The following is a 15,303-nucleotide window of genomic DNA, read 5'->3' on the forward strand; positions in this document are numbered from 1 at the left end:
GGGGCGGGGGTCGTGGGATTCGCCCTGTTGCAGAGCAATGGGGCACCCGGCATCGGGGATCTCTATCTCGTGGCCGCCCTCGTGGTGTGCGCCGCGGGCTACGCGGAGGGCGGGAGATTGTCCTCCCGCATCCCCGGCTGGCACCTGATCGCATGGGGTGTGCTTCTGGCCGCTCCCGCGAACCTGGTCGTGACGATCGTTGCTGTGCCCATGGAACCCGTCCACCTCTCCGCGCGCGGTGTCGCGGGGCTGCTGTACATCGCGGCGGCCTCCCAGTTCCTGGGATTCGTGGTCTGGTATCGCGGCATGGCGCTGATGGGCATCGCCAGGGCGAGTCAACTGCAGCTGATGCAACCGCTTCTGACCCTTGTCTGGACCGTCCTGTTGCTCGGCGAACCCCTCCCGGATCCGACGGGGCACCCGTAGAGTGACAGGGAGCGGCGTCGTCGGATCGGAAGTCACCGGACCGGGCGGGCGACGTGGATCGTCGGCACGAGGAAGTGAGGCGCGGGCATGAGCGCACTGGAACTGATCACGGACGCCGCGCAGCGGCCCCTGGAGGCGGCGCGGGCCGCCGTGGAGGGGGCCTCCGCGGACATCCTCAACGAGATGCCGCGCGGTGAACTGAACTCCATGTCCTGGCTCGTGTGGCATGCGGCGCGGCAGCAGGACGCCCAGGTCGCGGAGCTGCGCGGAGCGGAGCAGGTGTGGCGTTCCGGCGGGTGGTGCGAGAGGTTCGGGCTGGACCGCCCATGTGAGGACTTCGGCTTCGGGGACGATCCGCAGGCCGTGGCGAGCGTGCGCGTGGACGACCCCGAGTTGCTGCTGGGCTACCTCGAAGCCGTCACGGACACCACGGCCGAGTACGTCCGCTCCCTCTCGGAGGCCGAGCTGGACGAGGTCATCGACGATTCCTGGGATCCGCCCGTCACACGGGGTGTGCGGATCGTGTCCGCGATCGACGACGCCGCCCAGCACGTGGGGCAGGCCGCCTACGTCCGCGGGCTGGTCGAGCACGGCTGGTCCGGGAAGTACTGAACACGCGGGGATCTTAGTCTTCATGCAACTACATGGACACCACCGGTTCACCTACACTGGCTGTACTGACTATCGGGCCGCGGGCTAACGGTGCCGAAGTCCATCCCGGGAGACACGATCGCCTCATGACTCGTTCACGCTCACGCGCCGCGGCGGCCAGGAAGCCGTCCATGGCGCTGACCGCCTTCACGTCCTTCTCCATGCTCGTGGCCGTGAGCGTCGCGCTCAGCAACGGCACAGAAACCGCCCCTTGGCAGCCCGCCATGGCCCACGACGCGCAAGGCCCCCAGCGCCCGGGCGTTCCCGCTCCCGCCGATGACGCCGCGCAGCCGGCTCAGGCGTCCCTGTTCGCCGTGGTGCCGGACCAGGCGGCGATCGCCGCGTCCCACGACGTTCCGGTGACCGCCCCGGGCACGTTCGTCCGCAATGCGGTGGAGATCGCTCCCGGGGGTTCCGGTCCCCGAGCCTCCGGAGCCGGAGGCGCGGGCGCTGCCGGATCCGGAAGCGGTTCAGGCTCGAGCGGCTCCGGGAGCGGCGCGGGGGACACGTCCCCCGTGGCACCGAGCACGCGCGCTCCGGCGACCTTCGAGGGTGAGCTGCCCGTCAACACCATCATCGCCCCGGCCCAGCCGGTGGTCGTGCTGGACGGTGGCCGCTTCGGATGGCGGATCGCCCCGGACACCAAGCAGAAGGACTTCCACAACGGCACGGACATCTCCGTGCCGGAGGGCACACCCGTGGTAGCCGCCCTGGACGGCACTGTCACAGCGGTCTTCTGGGACGTGTGGGGTGGCAACCGGGTGGAGGTCACGCACACGGACGGCATCAAGACCACGTACAACCACCTCAAGGACGTCATGGTGCGCGTGGGGGACACCCTGCGCGCCTCTGAACAACTGGGCACCGTGGGGCAGACGGGTCTGCGTGTCACCGGCCCCCACCTGCACTTCGAGATCTGGGTTCACGGCAAGGTCGCGGATCCGGAGTCCTTCGACTGGGAGACCGGCAAGGGTGTCATCCCCGCGTCGCGCGCGCCGTATTCCACGGAGGACCAGGCCGCGATGCAGCCTCCCATGGATCCGCACGCGGAACCCGGTACCGATTCCGGTCCCCCACCGGCCGACGTTCCCGATGCAGATCACGAACGCGTGATGGCACTGGGCCGGAAGACCCCGCAGCCGGCAGCGGCGTCGTCGAACTCCGGAAAACCGGCCGCCGCGAAGCAGGCGTCCGGCGAGAAGGCCGGGAACGACGCCAAGAAGTCCGCGCCCCAGGCTGCGCCGACCACAAAGGCACCTGCCAAGAAGGGGCCCGCTCACGAGCCAGGGTCGACGACGACGCCGCGCCCGAACACGACCCCGTCCGGAGCATCCACGCCGGGCACGTCCGAGCAGACCCCGGGCCGGGCGACACCGGGAGGACACGACTCCGGCGCCAAGAAGCCGGGGGACAAGACTTCCACGCCGATCCCGTCCACGTCCGGTGGTCCCACGGGTAAGCCGAGTGATCCGGGCAAGCAGAAGCCCGTCCCGAGCGGCTCTCCGACTCCGAGCGGCTCCCCGACTCCGAGTCCTATGCCGACCCCGTCGAAGTCCGGTGGTCCCACGGGTAAGCCGAGTGATCCGGGCAAGCAGAAGCCCGACCCGAGCGGCTCCCCGACTCCGAGTCCTATGCCGACCCCGTCGAAGTCCGGTGACCCCACGGGCACCCCGAGTGATCCGGGGAAGACCCTGCCCACCCCGAATCCGTCGACGTCCGGGCACCCCAAGCCACCGGGGCACACTGAGCCGGGCAAGGATCCCAACCCCCAGCCGAACGTGCCCGGTGTGGATCCCTACACCGCACCCGTGGATCAGCTGACCACTTTGGAGCAATTGCAGCAGCGCACGCAGCACCTGCTGGCCACGCAGTTGATGCTGACCCCGGCTCAGCAGTTCGGACCCGCCACGCCACTGAACACCGAGTTGACCTTGCTGTCCCAGCGGCTCACGGATTCCAAGCTGGCCGCCGCGGATCCGCCGTTCACCGCGCAGCTGAACAAGACCCAGCAAGCGGTGGCGGCGGCCTCGGCGGACAAGAAACTCACCGAGGCGGCCACGGCCGAGCTGACCACGCTGCAGAAGCTGGTGGCCGATGCCCCGCCGTACCAGCCCCCGGCTCCCTCTGCCAAGGACGGGTGAGGATCGGGGTTCCACCTCCTGCCCGTAACGGCGGTGCGTACCCGTGGACCGGTGATCCCGCCCACAGAGGCGGGTGACACCCCGGTGTTCCGGCCATAGAGGTGCTTACCCGAAGGGCCACCCCGCTCGCACGCGGTGTGGCCCTTCGGTTCGCTCGGGTGGATCAGTGGGCGGCACGCACCCGCATGCCCGTAGCGGGGCGGGTCAGCATGTGGGTCCACGAGAACGTGAGGTCGTCCGGGTCGGTGCCCAGTTCCACGTTCGGGCGGGCCAGTGCCACCACGGCCGCGGACAGGGATGTCACCGCGATCTTCTCACCGGGGCAGCGGTGGCCCGTACGGACCTCGGCACCGCCCTGGGGGATGAACGTGCGGATGGCCTCGGCGTCGTCGACCCCCATGAAGCGTTCGGGGTCGAAGGTGCCGGCGCGCTCCCACGAGGCGGGATCGTTGTTGGTGCCCAGGATGTCGATCAGCACGCGCTGGCCCTTGTGGATGGGGCAGCCCTTGATCTCAGTGTCCGTGGTGGCCTCGGCGGGGAGCATCGGGACGAACGGGTAGACGCGGCGGACCTCCTGGGCGAAGGCCACGGCCTCCGGGATGTCGAGCAGAGAACCACCCCGTGCCTGGGACGCCTCGTGGATGCGGGCGGCCCATTCCGGGTGCTCCACGAGTGCTGCCCCGGCGAAAGCCGCGAAGCGAGCCACCGCCACGTTGGGGCGGGTGAGGTTCTGCAACTCCACCGCGGCGGTCTTCTCGTCCACGAGGCCACCGTTCTCGTCCACGAGACGCGCCATGTGGGCGAGCACCGAATCCGGGTCGGCGGCCACGGTGCCCGAACGCACGCCGTGGATCAGCTGCGTGAACGTGCGATCCAGGCGGAAGCGCTCGAACCATGAGATCGGGTGCGTGGCGGGGCGCCCAAAGGTGTCCAGCAGACGGCTCATGCGGCGGGCCTGCCGGTCCATCTCCTGGCGGCTCCACGGGATCCCGGCCCAGCGGAAGGACGCACGGCCGAAGGCCAGGGCCGTGCCGTCGTAGACGTTGCCGGGGGAGATCCATTCACGGATGAGCATCTCGAGTTCCTCGGCCACGAACGGCTTGTACTGGGCCACCCGCTCGTCCTCGTAGGCCATGTCCGCCATCTGGTTCTTACGTGCGGCGTGGGCGTCCCCGTCCAGGGCGTGGACGGCACCCGACCCGAAGAGCGGGCCGCGGATGAACAGGGGCATGGCGCCGTCGCGCTTCATGCGGGAGGTGTCGTAGAAGAGGTCCACCCCTTCTTCCCCGCGCACCAGGACCGAGCGCTTGCCCAGCAGATTCATGCTCACCGGGGCGCCGGACTCCGGGGAGACGCCCGTGCGACGTCGTACGCGCGAGGCGAAGAGGTAGCCCGAGCGCAGGAAGGAGAGGAGTTGGTCGGGGCGGGTGCGTCCCGCGGTGGAAGTCATGCTCCGATCGTACGGGTACTGACCTTTCGCCGACTGGGAGGTTTCAACGCCGGGCGCGCACCCGCAGGGCGCCCGCGAAGAGGAACGCGAACAGGCCCATGAGCGGGAAGACGAACAGCGCGGTCCGCAACCCGGCGGCGTCAGCGAAGAGGCCGATCAGCGGGGGCGAGAGCACGAACACGATGCGCATGCACCAGCTCACCAGGGTGAGGCCCGTGCCGGGTTTCAGGCCGGGGGCACGGTCCGCGGCGGCATAGGCGTTGGGGACCATGGTCGCGCAGCCGAAGCCCGCGAGGGCGAACCCAGCCAGGGCCACCCACGGTGTCGGCGCGAGCGCCACGGCGCCCAGGCCCACGAAGATCAGTACGCCCCCGATGCGCGTGACCAGCACGGCGCCCAACGCGTCGATCAGCCTGTCCCCCAAAAGGCGACCCACGAACTGCGCGCCCACCAGGCTGACGTAGCCGAGCCCCACCATGCCCACGGGTGCGCCCAGGGCGTCCCGCAGGTAGACGGCGGACCAGTTGGAGCCCACATCTTCCACGAGCACCCCGGACATGGCGACGACGGCGATCGGCAGCAGCGCGAGCGCGGCCACTCCCGCGCCACGCGGGAGCTTGGGCATCCCGGCGGTGTCCAGGGGGACGTTCTCGGCCTGGGTGGCGGCGTGTTCCGCGTGGTCGTCGGGGACGGCCCAGCGCATGGCGAAGGCCGCCACGGCCGCGAAGATGACACCGCTGATCAGGAAGTGCCAGGGGAGGGGTAGGTTCATGGCCGCGGCGGCGGTGCCCATGAGGCCGCCGATCACGGCACCCACGCTCCACAGGGCGTGCATGGAGTTGATGATGGAGGTTCCGGCGAGGCGTTGTACTCGCAGTCCTTGCGCGTTCTGCGCTGTGTCCACGAGGGCGTCCAGCATGCCCGCGACGAATAATCCGATCCAGAACACGGCCACGAGGGGAACGGATCCGGCCACGAACACCGCGGTGGCGAGCAGGATCGAACCCACCACGGCGACGCGCGCCGTTCCGAACCTCCGCAGGATGGGGGCCGGCAGGGGACCCGCCACCACACCTCCGATGGGGAACGCGATTAGCGCGAACCCGTACAGGGCGTTGGACAGGTCGTACATGTCCTTGATCTCGGGCAAGCGGGGCAACAGGTTGGAGAAGATCGCGCCGTTGGTGAGGAACAGCAGGGACACCGCGATGCGCGCTCGGGTGATCCGCAGGCGGTCCATGGCCGGTGGTGGGGAAGCTGGCGTCACCCCGTCAGGTTACGGGCCGGGGAGGGTGGAGCACACTCGTGGTGGTGTATGCGTGAGTCCGCAGGGCTTGAATCCGCGGGGTTCGTAACATGAACATTTTGGGTGAGAAATGCGTGAAAAGTACACCCACCGGGGTGTTTGACATGTATGTCAAAAGCGCGCATTGAGTCATTCGCCCGAAATAATCGGAATCTCCCACCAAGCCAAGGCATCGTCAATATCGACATTTTGCGTCATGCAGAACGTGGATTCGTCCAGGACGCCTCCCTCCCCACGACGCCCCTGGGGGTCGATTTAGGTTGTGCGAGGCCTATGGTTTACTGAGAGAAGCCTCAGGACTGGGGCTGGATCGAGTCTCCCCGGGCCCCGGTGTGAGAACTCAAGAAGGAGTGAAGAGCATGGCAGGCAACCGTTCCGTCGTCTTCCGCGGCGTGAAGAACATGCAGGTTGAGGATCTGGACTTCCCGAAGCTCCAGATGCCCAACGGCAAGAAGGCACCCCACGGTGTTGTCCTGAAGATCGTGGCTTCCAACATCTGCGGTAGTGACCTCCACATCTACCGCGGGTCCTTCCCCGCCCCGGAAGGCATGGTCATGGGGCATGAGATGACCGGGGAAGTCGTGGAAATCGGCTCTGACGTCGAGTTCCTGAAGGAAGGCGACCTGGTCTCGGTTCCCTTCAACGTGGCTTGCGGCCGCTGCCGCAACTGCCGCAACGGTCGTACCGAGGTCTGCCAGACCTGCAACCCGGACGCCGATTCCGCTGCCTACGGCTTCAACCTGGGCGGCTGGGACGGCGGACAGGCCGAGTATCTGTTTGTTCCCTATGCGGACTTCCAGCTGCTGAAGTTCCCGGACCGTGACCAGGCCATGGAGAAGATCCGCGATCTGGCGCTTCTCTCTGACATCCTCCCGACTGCCTTCCACGGCCTCATGGAGGCCGGCGCCAAGCCCGGGTCCACTGTCTACATCGCGGGGGCCGGCCCCGTGGGCCGTTGCGGCGCCGCAGCTGCGCGCCTGCTGGGGGCGTCCTGCATCATCGTCGGAGACCATGACAAGGATCGCTTGGCCCTGATGAAGCGCAACGGTTGCGAAACCATTGACCTCAACGAGGATGTCCCGCTGCAGGACCAGATCGAAAAGATCCTTGGCGAGCCGATGGTCGACTGCGCCGTGGACTACGTCGGCACCGAAGCTCACGGCATCGGCAAGGACGCGGACAAAGAGGATCCGGCCTATGCGATCAACCAGGTGATCGACGTTACCCGCGCGGGAGGCGCCACCGGCATCATCGGCATCTACGGGCCTGACCCCCTGGCGGATTCCAAGGACGAGCAGAACGGCATCTACCCGATTGAATTCGGCAACGCTTGGATCAAGTCCCCGAAGATCACCGCTGGCCAGGCGCCGATCATGCATTACAACTACGAGTTGATGCAGGCGATCCTGTGGGACCGCATGCCGTACCTGTCGGACATGCTGCAGACCAAGGTCATCGGCCTTGACGATGCTCCTCAGGCCTACGCGGACTTCGACAACAGCTCGCAGGAGAAGTACATCATCGACCCCCACGGCATGATCGCCTCCTGATCTTGCTCACCCGGTAGTGAGGCCCTGGCAATTTGCCAGGGCCTCGCTACCGCCAGGACGCGCCCCAAGCTGAGGGCGCCTTTTCGTTCTCTCCTATGGCCGGTCAGGAAAACAGCTGGCCGTGAACCCGGTGCCAGGGGTTCCACAGCACCCTCCGCCGACGGCGCGTCGAGCTGGAGAAAGCGGGGGCCACCATCACCTCCGCCGGGTGGCAGATGCCCATGACCGCACTCATCGCTGTGGGCCTCATCCACGGCGAAGGTTTCCGTACCGCCCCCCAGACCAGTCCCGTGGCATCTCCCGCTCAAACCCCTGAGGCATCGGAGAGCACCGGTCGGCTGCTCGAGCGCGTCCGCGAGCTGGAAACCGAGGTCCAGGAATGGCGCCGGCGCGCCGAAGTTGCTGAAGCACGAGCCGAAGAACGTCGGCGAGCTCTCGACGCCCTCCAAATCGCCAACGAAACCGAGCGCATGGCGCTGCGCATGCTCACCGGGTAGAGCTCCCACATCACGCAGGCTCCTGCTACTCCAGAACCTGTTCGTCCCACCCCGACGGCAGAGCCGGAAACGTCACCGGAACCCGCAGCCCCTGTGGCACCGCCCGAGCCGCGCCGCGGGTTCTTCTCCCGCATCTTCTCGGCCTAAGCCCAGCTACAGGCCTCGCCCGCGGTCCTCTCGGTCGGGGTCGGAACGGCAAAGATGCTGCGCCTGTTCCATCGAATGAAGCGGGGCTACCCGCTGTTGCTGCTGGGGCGCCGGGGGTTGCTTCCGAGGTGCCGGGTTGTCCAGCTCCACGACCTTGCGGATCTGCTCCCACTCCGCGCGGCGGACCGCTACCACCTCGGTCTGTTGCTCCTGCAGCTGACGCACCGCGACCACCGAGCGTTTACCCCGCCCCGCCTCACGGCGCCGCGGCGCCGTCTGCAAACCGTGCTCCAACTCCAGCCGGGTGCACGCGCTCTGGGCCGCACGCCGGTCGTTGCGCCCGTGCCACACCGTCCCCTCGTCACTGACCCGGCACACCACCACATGCACATGGTCATCAGCGTGGCGGACCATCACGCACGGGTGCTCCTCGAAACCCATGGGATGCGAGACGTCTCGTCCAGGAAATTTGCGCCCGCATGATTGCGCGGTTCGACCTGTCTCGTAGCTATGTGCTTTATCTATGCCCCTAGAATCGGATACTCAACGTTAGTTGCGAGACAGATGAGGTGGACATGGGGAAGCTGATCGGGTATGCGCGCGTCTCGACGCGCCAGCAGGATGCGGACCGTCAAGTGTCTGACCTGGTGGGTGCCGGTGTGCGGCGCGATGACATCTATGCAGACAGTGGAGTGTCTGGAGGGCGTGCATCGCGTCCGGCGTTCGACAAGGCGGTGGCCGCGCTCGAGGAGGGCGACACGCTGGTGATTACCACGCTGGATCGGTTGGGGCGGTCGACGCAGAACATGCTGGCCTTCGCGGAAGCGCTGCGGGGAAGGGGTGCCGGATTGCGGGTGCTCAACCTCGGTGGGGGAGATGTGGACACCGCGACACCGATGGGCTCGATGGTCTTTACCGTCATGGCCGCGCTGGCCCAGATGGAACTGGAGATCAAGCGGGAGCGGATTACCGACTCGGTGGCCAAGCGGCGGGCCGCGGGCAAAGACCTCGGTGGACGGCGTCAGACCTTCACCGACTCCCAGATCCGCAATGCTCTCCGGCTGATCGAGGGAGGCGAGCCGGCCACCCAGGTCGCCCGGGACCTCGGCATGTCCAGGGCCACCCTCTACCGGCGGATTCGAGAGCTACCGCAAGTGACGACCATCTGAGTACGTCGGTGCCTGTGGACACCGTGCTGCGTATGACGCCGACCAGCAGCCGGATCGTTAGGCCTTCGGGATCGAGCCGCCATCGTGACGGCGGCTCGATCCCGGTGGTGTCTCAGCAGCAGCTGGGCTGCTTGGTGGTCTGCTTGCCAGCGTCGGCAGGGGCGGGCTGGTCGTCGGTGGTGCAGCAGGTGCCGTCGCCGGCCACGTCGGACTGCTCGGGATCGGTCTTGCCTTCCAGGTCGGGGCGGGCATCGGCTTTGACGGTGTAGACCTCCCAGGGTTCCTGGCCGGGGCCGGTGACCCAGACCTTGTCCTGGACGGCGTAGCAGCAGGTGGTCTCCTCCTCGGGGCGGGTGGCCAGTCCGGCGTCGGCCAGGCGGGCGGCGGCGGCGTTGACGACATCGGTGGACTCGACCTCCACCCCGAGGTGGTCCATCCGGGTGTCCTCCCCGGGTTCGCCCTCGAGCAGGACGAGCTTGAGGGCGGGTTCGGTGATGGCGAAGTTGGCGTAGCCGGGCCGGCGCTTGGCCGGGGTGGTGTTGAACAGTGTCGAGTAGAACGCGATGGAGGCCTCGAGATCGGCGACGCGCAGGGCGAGCTGGACTCTGGACATGACGGGTTCCTTTCCGGAAATGACGGCCCAACATTGGATATAGATCACCGTCGATGTCATGATCTTGCCACCGGCATCGAGAAGCGTCAATATAGATGCATGTCTATTTCTGGTGACGATTCCTCGGCGGCGTCGACCGCTTTGGCCTGTTGTGCTCCGCTGGCACGGGAACCGCTGGGCAGGGGACAGGCGGAGGGGATCGCCGCGCTGTTGAAGGCTCTGGCGGATCCGGTGCGGTTGCAGCTGCTGTCGATGGTGCTGGCTCACCCGGGTGGGGAGGCGTGTGTGTGCGACCTGCTGCCGGGGTTCGAGTTGTCCCAGCCCACGATCAGCCACCACCTGAAGGTCCTGCACGAGGCCGGGTTGCTGGAGCGGGACAAGCGTGGAGTGTGGGTGTACTACCGCGCTCACCCGGCGGCGCTGGAGGCGCTGGGGACGTTGTTCGCCCCAGCGTCCGCCACCGCGTGACCAGCACACCCCCGCCCGCGGACCGTGCGGTGGGGCCGTATGTGCCGCAGGGTGGGGCCGGGGCGGTTACCGTGGTCGGGCTGCAGGAGTGCCACTGGCCGGCCGTGCGCGAGATCTACGCCGCGGGCATCGCCACCGGCCAGGCCACCTTCGAGGCTCGGCCACCGGGCTGGGAGGCTTTCGCGGCGGGCAAACCGGCGCACCTGCGCCAGGTGGCCGTCGATGACCACGGTGCGGTGCTGGGCTGGGTCGCCGCCTCCCCGGTCTCGGCCCGGCCCGTGTACGCCGGGGTGGTGGAGGAGTCCGTCTACGTCCACCCGGACGCGGCCGGGCCCGGGGTCGGGCGCCTGCTGCTGCAGGCCCTGATCGCCTCGGCGGAGGCCGCGGGGGTGTGGACGATCGAGGCGAAGATCTTCCCGGAGAACACCGCCAGCCTGTCCCTGCACCAGACGCTCGGGTTCGAGCCGGTGGGGGTGCGCCGGCGCCTGGGACGGATGAGCCACGGCCCGCACGCGGGGCAGTGGCGTGACGTGATCCTGCTCGAGCGGCGCAGCGCCACCATCGGCACCTGAACCCACCCCCGTCGCTTGACGGGCCTGTCGGGGGTCAGCGGGCGGGCACCGGCGCCGGGGTGGCCAGGTGCCGTTTCAGGGCGGCGGCGGTCGCCTTGGCGGTGGGCCCGACCCCGATGAGGGTGGCCGAGCCGGGCCCGGTCCAGTCCCCGTAGCCCACCAGGTACAGCCCCGGCACCTGTACCGAGGCGGTCCCGTCGGTGCGGATCGTCCCGTCGGCCTCGCGCACATGCAGGGGCCGCAGGTGGCGCAGGGCGGGGCGGAAACCGGTGCACCAGATCACCGCGTCCACCTCCTGCTCCCGCCCGTCGGCCCAGGTAACGCCGGTGGGCGTGAAGCGGTCGAACATCGGTTCCGGGTGCAGCAGCCCGGCGTCCCGGGCGCGCTTGACCGGGGGCACCACGACGATGTTGCCCAGCGCCGCGACCCCGCCCGGGTCCGGCTGCCCGGCAGCCAGGGCCCGGGAGCGTTCGGTGGCCACGCGGAAGAGCTCCCGGCCGTCGACCTCATCGGGCAACCAGTGCGGCTCGCCCTTGAGGCACCAGGTCAGCTCCGCGACCTCGGCGATCTCCGCGGCGATCTGGGCCCCGGAGTTCGCCCCGCCCACCACCGCCACGCGCTTTCCCGCGTACGCTGCCGGCCCACCGTAGTGGGCGCTGTGCACTTGGGTTCCGGTGAACGCTCGTTGGCCGGGGACGGTGGGCCAGAAGGGCTGGGACCAGGTCCCGGTCGCACTGACCACCGCCCGGGCAGACCAGGTGTCTCCGGTGGTGGTCTGCACACGGAAGCCCTCGTCGTCACGGTGCACCGCGCTCACGTGCACCGACCGGCGGACCGGCAACTCGTAGCGGGTTTCGTAGTCGGTGAGGTAGTCGATGACATGGGCCGCATCCGGGTTGTCCGCCCCGGTGGAAGGCATGAGCCGGCCCGGCAGGGAGGAATAGGAAGCCTGGGAGAACAGCCGCAACGAGGGCCAGGTGTGCCGCCAGGCTCCGCCGGGGATTTCCTGGTCGTCGAGGATCACGAAGGACAGGTCCGTGCGGCGGCGCAGATACCAGCCCACCGCCAGACCCGCTTGGCCGCCGCCGATGATCACCACGTCCACCTGGTGTCCCATGATGCTCAGCCTCCCATTGGTTTCGCTTTCCAAGCGGGTTCGGCCCCGCCCCGACGGGTCGGGGTGGGGCCGAACCCCGGGTGGTGTGCTCAGTTGCGGATCTGGTCCCACAGGGCCTGGACCCGGGTGTCGATGGCCTCGACGATCTCCCGCACGCCCTCCAGGGTCTCCTGGGAGGGGTCGGCGATGCCCCAGTCCAGGTAGCGCTTGCCCGGAGACACCGGGCAGGCGTCCCCGCAGCCCATCGTGATCACGTAGTCCGCCGCGCGCACCACGTCGTCGGTCAGCGGCTTCGGGAAGGCCCCCGTCAGGTCGATCCCACGCTCGGCCAAGACTTCGACCACCAGCGGGTGGACCTCGGCTCCGGGCAGGGACCCGGCGGAGCGGACCTCCACTCCATTCCCGGCGTGGTGGGCCAGCAGGGCCGCGGCGATCTGGGAGCGGCCGATGTTGTGCACGCACACGAACAGCACCTGCGCGACCGGCTTGTCGATCTTGCCCTGGGACTGGGCCAGAGCACGGAGCCGGTCATCAGCGAAGTGCCCGGCGGTGGCCGCCAAATAGGTGCGGACGCGCGCGGTACGCGACAGCGTCGCGTAGGACTCGAAGACGTAGCGCTCAACCGTCTCCGGAGAGAAAATCCCCGCGTAGCGCTCGGCCAAGTGGGCGGCGGTGCGAGACAGGACGTGGGTATCCATGGTCTCGGTGGGCTGGGTCATGGCGACTCCTGGTTCCGTGCGGTGGGTGGGTCAGCAGCAGGACGAGCGGACGGAGACCGGGGCGGCCCCGATGGTGACCGGCTGGGGCCCGGAGCAGCAGGCATCGGCCGGCTCCTGCGCCACGGCCGGGGCGCAGCAGCCCAGCTCCTCGGTGCTGTTGTCAGCAGACCCCGGAGCCGGGAGGTCGCAGGAGCCGCCGAGGTCGGTGGAGCACACCCCGGTCTCGGGCAGGACCAGCTGCACGTCATCGGCCGCGGCGCGGTCCCCGGCCAGGGCGGCGGCGATGGAGCGGACCTGCTCGTAGCCGGTGGCCATCAGGAAGGTCGGGGCGCGCCCGTAGGACTTCATGCCCACGATGTAGAACCCGGCTTCCGGGTGGGCCAGCATCTTCTCCCCGTGCGGGGTGACGGACCCACAGGAGTGGAACTCCGGGTCGATCAACGGCCCCAGCTGGCGCGGGGCGTCCACGGCCGGGTCCAGGTCCAGGCGCAGCTCGGCGAGCATCCCCAGGTTCGGGCGGAACCCGGTGGCCGGCACCAGCAGATCCACGCTGAGTTCTTCCTCCCCGGTGGGGGTGGTGGCCCGGACGCTCAGCCCATCAGCCGTCGTGCTGAAGCCGGTGATGGTGAAGGAGGTGTGCACCTCGATCACCCCGGACTCCACGAGCCGGCGCAGCCGGGTGCCCAACGCACCCCGGGCGGCCAGCTCGTCACGGTCCTCCCCGCCGTAAACCCGGCTGACATCAGCCGAGCGCACGGCCCAGGAGATCCGGGTACCCGGCTCCGTCTCGGCCAGGGCACCGAGCTCCAGCAAGGTGTTCGCCGCCGAATGCCCGGCCCCGACCACCAGCACGTGGCGGCCGGTGAAGCGGTCCCGGTCCCGGCCGGTGACATCGGGCAGCGGGGCGGTGATCCGCCCGGCCGTCACGGCCTCAGCCTCCCCGGGGGCGGGCAGCCCGGCTTGGCCCAGCGGGTTCGGTGTCGCCCAGGTGCCGGAGGCGTCGATCACCGCCGACGCCCGGATGTCCTCGAGGGCCCCGCCGGGGTGCTGGACGCGCACCAGGAACGGGGTGGTTTCCCGGTTGCCGGTGCGGGTCTTGTCCATCCCCGTCCGGCTCACGGCCACCACACGGGCGCCAGTGCGGATCTGCCCGGCCAGGAGCCCGGCGAGGGGCTGGAGGTAGCACTCCACCAGCTCAGCCCCGGTGGGCAGGTCCTCGGGGTCGGGTGCGGTCCAGCCCTGGGTCTCCAGCAGACGGGCGGCGGCGGCGTCGACGTTGTAGCGCCACGGGGAGAACAGTCGGGTGTGACCCCACTCCCGGATCGCCGCCCCCTCCTGCGGGCCGGCCTCGAGGACCAGCGGGGTGAGGCCACGCTCAGTCAGATGGGCGGCGGCGGCCAGGCCCACGGGCCCGGCACCGATCACGACGACCGGCAGAGCAGCAGTGTCGGGGGTGTGGGTGGTGGTCTCAGGCATGGGTGGTCTCCTCCACGAGGGCGGTGGCGATGGACTCGGCGTCGTCCAGGGCGGCCAGGTAGCGTTCGGCGTCCAGGGCGGCGGCGCACCCGGTGCCGGCGGCGGTGATGGCCTGGCGGTAGCGGTGGTCCACCGCGTCCCCGCAGGCGAACACCCCGGGCAGGTTGGTGACGGTGGTGGGGGAGTCCACGACGATGTAGCCCTCCCCATCCAGCTCCAGCTGACCGGCCACCAGCTCCGTGCGCGGGATGTGGCCGATGGCCACGAACACCCCCGTGGCGGCCAGTTCCCGGGTGGCCCCGGTGGTGGTGTCGGTCAGGGTGACCCCGGTGACCTTGTCGTCGCCGTGGATGGCGGTGACCGCGCTGTGGTAGGCGAAGTGGATCTTCTCGTTGTCCTTGGCTCGCTGGGCCATGATCCGCGAGGCCCGCAATTGGTCGCGGCGCACGACCACGGTCACCGAGACGGCGAAGCGGGTGAGGAACAGCGCTTCCTCCATGGCCGAGTCCCCGCCGCCGACCACCACGATGTCCTGGTTGCGGAAGAAGAACCCGTCACAGGTCGCACACCAGGACACTCCGTGGCCGGACAGGCGCTTCTCCTCGTCCAGGCCCAGTTCCTTATAGGCGGAGCCGGTGGCCACGATCACCGCCGGCGCCCGGTACGTCTTGCCCTCCAAGGTGGTGACCTCTTTGAGGTGGCCTTTGAGCTGGACGGTGGCGGCGTCGTCGTAGTCGATGATCGCCCCGAAGCGTTCGGCCTGCTCGCTCAGCCCGGCCATGAGCTCTGGGCCCTGGATCCCGGACGGGAAGCCGGGGAAGTTCTCCACCTCGGTGGTGTTCATCAGCGCACCGCCGTGGGTGACGGACCCGGCGATCACCCGCGGGGCCAACCCTGCCCGGGCGGCGTAGATCGCGGCGGTGTAGCCGGCCGGTCCGGAACCGATGATGATCAGCTTGTCCGTCGCAGCAACGGGGCCGGTGCCGGTGTTCGTGGTCATG

16 protein-coding genes are annotated in these 15,303 nt (G+C 69.0%); 8 read left to right on the top strand and 8 right to left on the bottom strand.

The window, feature by feature from the left end; all coding sequences use genetic code 11:
* Positions 1 to 12 precede the first annotated feature (12 nt).
* From IE157_RS12835 to IE157_RS05005, 3 genes are all read left to right on the top strand, one after another.
* Positions 13 to 426: an EamA family transporter gene (locus tag IE157_RS12835; protein ID WP_064847103.1), complete on the top strand. Its 414-nt coding sequence runs from the start codon at positions 13 to 15 to the stop codon at positions 424 to 426.
* An 87-nt stretch (positions 427 to 513) separates the two neighbouring features.
* Positions 514 to 1,038 (top strand): mycothiol transferase, encoded by a 525-nt coding sequence (locus tag IE157_RS05000; protein ID WP_064847102.1) that lies wholly within the window; start codon positions 514 to 516, stop codon positions 1,036 to 1,038.
* A 125-nt stretch (positions 1,039 to 1,163) separates the two neighbouring features.
* Entirely contained in the window at positions 1,164 to 3,218 is a 2,055-nt protein-coding gene (locus IE157_RS05005; RefSeq protein WP_193519277.1) for a M23 family metallopeptidase, read from the top strand.
* Between the two features lie 163 nt (positions 3,219 to 3,381).
* Here the strand turns inward: IE157_RS05005 and IE157_RS05010 are convergent, their stop codons facing one another.
* Both IE157_RS05010 and IE157_RS05015 read right to left on the bottom strand, forming a co-directional pair.
* Positions 3,382 to 4,668 (bottom strand): cytochrome P450, encoded by a 1,287-nt coding sequence (locus IE157_RS05010; protein WP_193519278.1) that lies wholly within the window; start codon positions 4,666 to 4,668, stop codon positions 3,382 to 3,384.
* A gap of 43 nt (positions 4,669 to 4,711) precedes the next feature.
* Positions 4,712 to 5,908, bottom strand: a complete 1,197-nt coding sequence (locus IE157_RS05015) for an MFS transporter (protein WP_193519353.1) — start codon at positions 5,906 to 5,908, stop codon at positions 4,712 to 4,714.
* Positions 5,909 to 6,333: 425 nt separating this feature from the next.
* On the opposite strand from IE157_RS05015, the gene IE157_RS05020 reads away from it, so the two are divergent.
* Both IE157_RS05020 and IE157_RS05025 read left to right on the top strand, forming a co-directional pair.
* Positions 6,334 to 7,524 (top strand): alcohol dehydrogenase catalytic domain-containing protein, encoded by a 1,191-nt coding sequence (locus IE157_RS05020; RefSeq protein WP_095798957.1) that lies wholly within the window; start codon positions 6,334 to 6,336, stop codon positions 7,522 to 7,524.
* 221 nt (positions 7,525 to 7,745) lie between these two features.
* On the top strand, positions 7,746 to 8,021 hold the full coding sequence (locus IE157_RS05025; protein ID WP_193519279.1) for a hypothetical protein: 276 nt from the start codon (positions 7,746 to 7,748) through the stop codon (positions 8,019 to 8,021).
* 153 nt (positions 8,022 to 8,174) lie between these two features.
* Here the strand turns inward: IE157_RS05025 and IE157_RS05030 are convergent, their stop codons facing one another.
* Entirely contained in the window at positions 8,175 to 8,693 is a 519-nt protein-coding gene (locus IE157_RS05030; RefSeq protein ID WP_318281341.1) for a relaxase/mobilization nuclease domain-containing protein, read from the bottom strand.
* Positions 8,694 to 8,743: 50 nt separating this feature from the next.
* Between IE157_RS05030 and IE157_RS05035 the strand changes: the two genes are divergently transcribed.
* Positions 8,744 to 9,337, top strand: coding sequence for a recombinase family protein (locus tag IE157_RS05035; RefSeq protein WP_110920906.1), 594 nt, complete (start codon positions 8,744 to 8,746; stop codon positions 9,335 to 9,337).
* A gap of 112 nt (positions 9,338 to 9,449) precedes the next feature.
* Here the strand turns inward: IE157_RS05035 and IE157_RS05040 are convergent, their stop codons facing one another.
* Complete coding sequence (locus IE157_RS05040; protein ID WP_110920907.1) at positions 9,450 to 9,950, bottom strand: ArsI/CadI family heavy metal resistance metalloenzyme; 501 nt, start codon at positions 9,948 to 9,950, stop codon at positions 9,450 to 9,452.
* A gap of 99 nt (positions 9,951 to 10,049) precedes the next feature.
* Here IE157_RS05040 and IE157_RS05045 point away from each other — a divergent pair, with 99 nt between their 5' ends.
* Together IE157_RS05045 and IE157_RS05050 are read left to right on the top strand one after the other, a co-directional pair.
* Positions 10,050 to 10,418: an ArsR/SmtB family transcription factor gene (locus IE157_RS05045; protein WP_110921006.1), complete on the top strand. Its 369-nt coding sequence runs from the start codon at positions 10,050 to 10,052 to the stop codon at positions 10,416 to 10,418.
* A 71-nt stretch (positions 10,419 to 10,489) separates the two neighbouring features.
* Entirely contained in the window at positions 10,490 to 10,990 is a 501-nt protein-coding gene (locus tag IE157_RS05050; protein ID WP_318281342.1) for a GNAT family N-acetyltransferase, read from the top strand.
* A 34-nt stretch (positions 10,991 to 11,024) separates the two neighbouring features.
* Here IE157_RS05050 and IE157_RS05055 read toward each other — a convergent pair whose 3' ends face one another.
* From IE157_RS05055 to trxB, 4 genes are all read right to left on the bottom strand, one after another.
* On the bottom strand, positions 11,025 to 12,107 hold the full coding sequence (locus IE157_RS05055; protein ID WP_193519281.1) for an ArsO family NAD(P)H-dependent flavin-containing monooxygenase: 1,083 nt from the start codon (positions 12,105 to 12,107) through the stop codon (positions 11,025 to 11,027).
* 89 nt (positions 12,108 to 12,196) lie between these two features.
* Positions 12,197 to 12,826 carry an arsenate-mycothiol transferase ArsC gene (locus IE157_RS05060; protein WP_110920608.1) on the bottom strand — a complete coding sequence of 210 codons (630 nt, stop codon included), beginning with the start codon at positions 12,824 to 12,826 and terminating at the stop codon, positions 12,197 to 12,199.
* Positions 12,827 to 12,856: 30 nt separating this feature from the next.
* On the bottom strand, positions 12,857 to 14,302 hold the full coding sequence (locus IE157_RS05065; RefSeq protein ID WP_110920609.1) for an FAD-dependent oxidoreductase: 1,446 nt from the start codon (positions 14,300 to 14,302) through the stop codon (positions 12,857 to 12,859).
* Positions 14,295 to 15,302, bottom strand: a complete 1,008-nt coding sequence (gene trxB / locus IE157_RS05070) for a thioredoxin-disulfide reductase (RefSeq protein WP_193519282.1) — start codon at positions 15,300 to 15,302, stop codon at positions 14,295 to 14,297. Before trxB ends, IE157_RS05065 begins: the two co-directional genes overlap by 8 nt.
* Between the last annotated feature and the right edge of the window lies 1 nt (position 15,303).

It is taken from the genome of Kocuria marina (genome assembly GCA_014652975.1).
GTDB classification, from domain to species: Bacteria; Actinomycetota; Actinomycetes; order Actinomycetales; family Micrococcaceae; genus Kocuria; species Kocuria marina.